Annotated in this window: 5 protein-coding genes; all 5 read left to right on the top strand. The window is 35.1% G+C overall.

Features of this window, described 5'->3' with window-relative positions:
* The first annotated feature begins 200 nt into the window (after positions 1–200).
* Genes QQZ16_RS01625 through nifV form a run of 5 tightly spaced genes read left to right on the top strand, consistent with a single transcriptional unit; the run spans position 201 to position 3155 of the window.
* The gene (locus QQZ16_RS01625; RefSeq protein ID WP_031538359.1) at positions 201–581 is read left to right on the top strand and encodes a NifB/NifX family molybdenum-iron cluster-binding protein; all 381 of its coding nucleotides are present in this window, start codon (positions 201–203) and stop codon (positions 579–581) included.
* A 22-nt stretch (positions 582–603) separates the two neighbouring features.
* Positions 604–1368 (top strand): HesA/MoeB/ThiF family protein, encoded by a 765-nt coding sequence (locus QQZ16_RS01620; protein ID WP_235249583.1) that lies wholly within the window; start codon positions 604–606, stop codon positions 1366–1368.
* A complete protein-coding gene (locus tag QQZ16_RS01615) occupies positions 1368–1691 on the top strand; it encodes a nitrogenase-stabilizing/protective protein NifW (protein WP_284561002.1) in 324 nt (107 codons plus the stop codon). Before QQZ16_RS01620 ends, QQZ16_RS01615 begins: the two co-directional genes overlap by 1 nt.
* Positions 1691–2005 (top strand): HesB/IscA family protein, encoded by a 315-nt coding sequence (locus QQZ16_RS01610; RefSeq protein WP_031538356.1) that lies wholly within the window; start codon positions 1691–1693, stop codon positions 2003–2005. Before QQZ16_RS01615 ends, QQZ16_RS01610 begins: the two co-directional genes overlap by 1 nt.
* 28 nt (positions 2006–2033) lie before the next feature.
* Entirely contained in the window at positions 2034–3155 is a 1122-nt protein-coding gene (gene nifV / locus QQZ16_RS01605; RefSeq protein ID WP_251628767.1) for a homocitrate synthase, read from the top strand.
* Positions 3156–3332: the final 177 nt, after the last annotated feature.

Below are 3332 nucleotides of genomic sequence, written 5' to 3'. Positions count from 1 at the left end.
AAAGTAAGTAAATAGGTTATAATTTGAGGGTACAATTTGTCACTTCCTATTCTAGGTTGTTGGGTGTGTGGTAACCTCAATTATCCTTAGAATTCAGGGGGTGGCAATTTTTTTGCTCAAAAAGCCCGCTATTATAGGATATAATAGCCTATTTCTATATAAAGTTTTGACAATACGTAAAAGAAAGTGGGGGGTTACATATGAAAATCGCCTTTGCTACAGATGATGGAAAACATGTTGACACACATTTTGGCTATACAGAGTCTTTTGATATTTATGATATTTCAAAGGAGAAATATGAAAAGGTTCAAACTAGAGTTGTTTCATGTGCTAGCGAGATAAGTGAAAATAATCGAATTGACTATCGAATAAATAGAATAGTAGATTGTAAATTACTTTTTATTACACAAATAGGACCAGCTGCAGCCGCTCGGGTAACTAGAAATAAGATTATGCCCATTAAAGTTAAGGAAGGAACGTTAATACAAGAGCAGTTGGATCGATTGCTGTTGTTGTTACAAAGCAAGCCACCATTGTGGTTAGCAAAAGCGTTAAATAGTGAAAAGGAGAGTAAATTATAGGGATTAAGAAAAGGAGATAGGTATGAGTTTTGAACAAAATCAAGATAAACCGATTGATTTTTCTAGTCGTTATAGCCGTCAGTTAAAGTTGGTAGGCTTAGAGGGGCAACAAAAGTTAAAAGATGCAACTGTATTTATAGCTGGGATTGGTGGATTGGGCGGAACAACAGCCATTTATCTTGCGGCAGCAGGAGTCGGAAAATTAATCATTTTTCATGAAGGGAATATTGCTTTGCCAGATTTAAATCGCCAAATTTTAATGGAGAGCAATAAAGTAGGAAAACAAAGAATACCAAGTGCTCTTAACAGCATTAAACGGATAAACCCAGAAGTGATAGTGGAAGCTTATCCGGAAAAAATTAGTTATGAAAGGGTTTATCCATTAGTAAAAAGGGCTGATGTTGTAGTAGATGCTCGTTATGATTTTCCAGAAAGATACGAATTAAATCGCCTTTGTGTAGATACTGGAAAAATAATGGTTGAAGCAGCTATGTCAGGATTTGAGATATCCTTAACAACCATTAAACCAAAAGAAACGGCATGTCTTGCATGCGTATTTCCCCAGCAGGACCCGAAATGGGAGCCGCTTGGATTCCCAGTACTTGGAGCAACATCAGGTATAGCAGGTTGTTTAGCCGCGATGGAAGTAGTAAAAGTGATAACAGGTATCGGTGAACCTTACTTCAATAAATTATACCGTTTTGATTCTTTACAATTTCAGTCTTCCACTTTTTCTTTAAAAAGAAATCCATTATGCACACATTGTGTTGGAAAGAGGGATGAATGATGTTCGATAAAAACTTACAAGATTTATATGATGCGGAAGATTTTTTTGAGTTCTTTAAGGTGCCATATCATCCAGAAATATTAAATGTATCCCGTGTTCATATATTAAAGCAATTTCAAAAATATCTAAAAGAAAGTGGTTACTTTGAAAGTAATGAAAGTGAAAAAGAAGTATGGAATATTCAAAGAGCTTTATTATTTAGAGCATACCGAGATTGTGTTAAACCTACCCCAATAAGACAAAAATTTTTCCCAGAGTTTTATAAAAAGAATGGAGCTTTTTTTGCTTTTGATCAAATTAGACAAAGGGAGGAGAAAAAGTGATGTATTGGACAGAGGAGGCAACCAACAAATTAATAGAAATAGTAGAAAAACAAAAAAGAAAAGAAAATGGCATTCGAATTATTGCTCAACCTGATGATATAGAGGGCTTCACATATGAGCTATACTGGGAACATCAAGTAATGCCTACTGATGAAACAATAAAACAGGAAGGATTAAATATTTTTATAGATAAACAGTCACATCAGCTATTAGAGGATACAGTCGTTTATTTTACGATTCAAGAAGGTAAAGAGGGGATATTTATCATGAAAACAACCTCTGACTGTTCAACTTGTTCCACTGTTTGTTTTTAATTAAAGGAAAGGGAGAAGGGGTGTAATAGTGAATATTCAATTTTGTGATACTACTCTAAGAGACGGTGAACAAACAGCTGGAGTTGTTTTTACAGCCTATGAAAAACAAATGATTGCAACACTTTTAGCAGATGCAGGTATAGAACAAGCGGAAGTTGGAATTCCTGCAATGGGAGTAGAAGAACAAAAAGTTATTCACTCTTTAGTAGAAATGCAGCTTCCAATCCAATTAATCACATGGAATCGAGCAGTTAAGGCAGATATAGATGCATCTATACAAACGGGAGTAAATTGGGTTCATATCTCGATACCAACTTCAGAAATCATGATGAAGCATAAATTAAAGAGAAATAAGGAGGAAATAGCTCTCCAGATTCAGCGAGTAGTGGCTTATGCACAATCTTTTAATCTACATGTATCTGTTGGATTTGAAGATGCTTCGAGATCGTCTCTTTCTTTTTTGATGGAGTTAATTCATTTATTATATCAAAATGGAGTGAAGCGATTTCGTTATGCTGATACAGTTTCCGCATTATATCCTTATACAGCTGAAAGGAATATAAAGGAATTAGTAAGGAATTGCCCAGAAGATATTGAACTGGAAATACATTGTCATAATGATTTTGGCTTAGCAACAGCTAATACACTAGCTGCTATCCAGGCAGGAGCAAAATGGGCCAGTACCACAGTTGGTGGAATCGGAGAAAGGGCAGGTAATGCAGCTTTTGAAGAAGTAGCTATGGCATGGAAGCACTTATATAACGGCAAGATAAATGTAGATACTACCTATTTTCATTCACTTAGCGACATGGTATTTCAATCCTCAGGTAGACAAATTCCCGAAGCGAAGCCTATTGTAGGATCGAAGGTGTTTACCCATGAATCTGGTATACACGTAGATGGTTTATTAAAATATAGTAAAACCTATCAAACCTTTGATCCAATGGAAGTTGGCCAGAATCACCATTTCGTTTTAGGAAAGCATTCAGGTTTAAAAGCAATCTACTATTTTTTAGAACAAGAAGGCATACAACTTGAAACAGGGAAAGCGCAAGTACTCCTTGATTATGTGCGTTCTAACATGAACGAAACGAAGAAAACAATGGAAATAGCAGAATTGAAAAGTGTTATTTTTCAATTAGACAAATAGCTACTGAGTAATAATTGTTCAAATAAAAAATAGGAATAGTGATACCTATTTGAGAGTATAAAATATTTTGTGTAAATGAAAATTTCCATGTAAAAAGGAAGACCTTCTCTTGGTAGAATTAAGTCACCACAACCAATCCTAGAAAAGAGGTCTTCCCTATGAATCAGTTTACAACAG

This window comes from Bacillus sp. T2.9-1 (assembly GCF_950097965.1).
In the GTDB taxonomy this organism is placed as follows: Bacteria; Bacillota; Bacilli; order Bacillales; family Cytobacillaceae; genus Niallia; species Niallia hominis.
This window is presented reverse-complemented; position numbering and strand designations above follow the sequence as displayed.

Bases quoted from the DNA above. Each gene is read 5' to 3' on its own strand.
- QQZ16_RS01625 (WP_031538359.1), top strand. From the start codon at position 201: ATGAAAATCGCCTTTGCTACAGATGATGGAAAACATGTTGACACACAT.
- QQZ16_RS01620 (WP_235249583.1), top strand. From the start codon at position 604: ATGAGTTTTGAACAAAATCAAGATAAACCGATTGATTTTTCTAGTCGT.
- QQZ16_RS01615 (WP_284561002.1), top strand. From the start codon at position 1,368: ATGTTCGATAAAAACTTACAAGATTTATATGATGCGGAAGATTTTTTT.
- QQZ16_RS01610 (WP_031538356.1), top strand. From the start codon at position 1,691: ATGTATTGGACAGAGGAGGCAACCAACAAATTAATAGAAATAGTAGAA.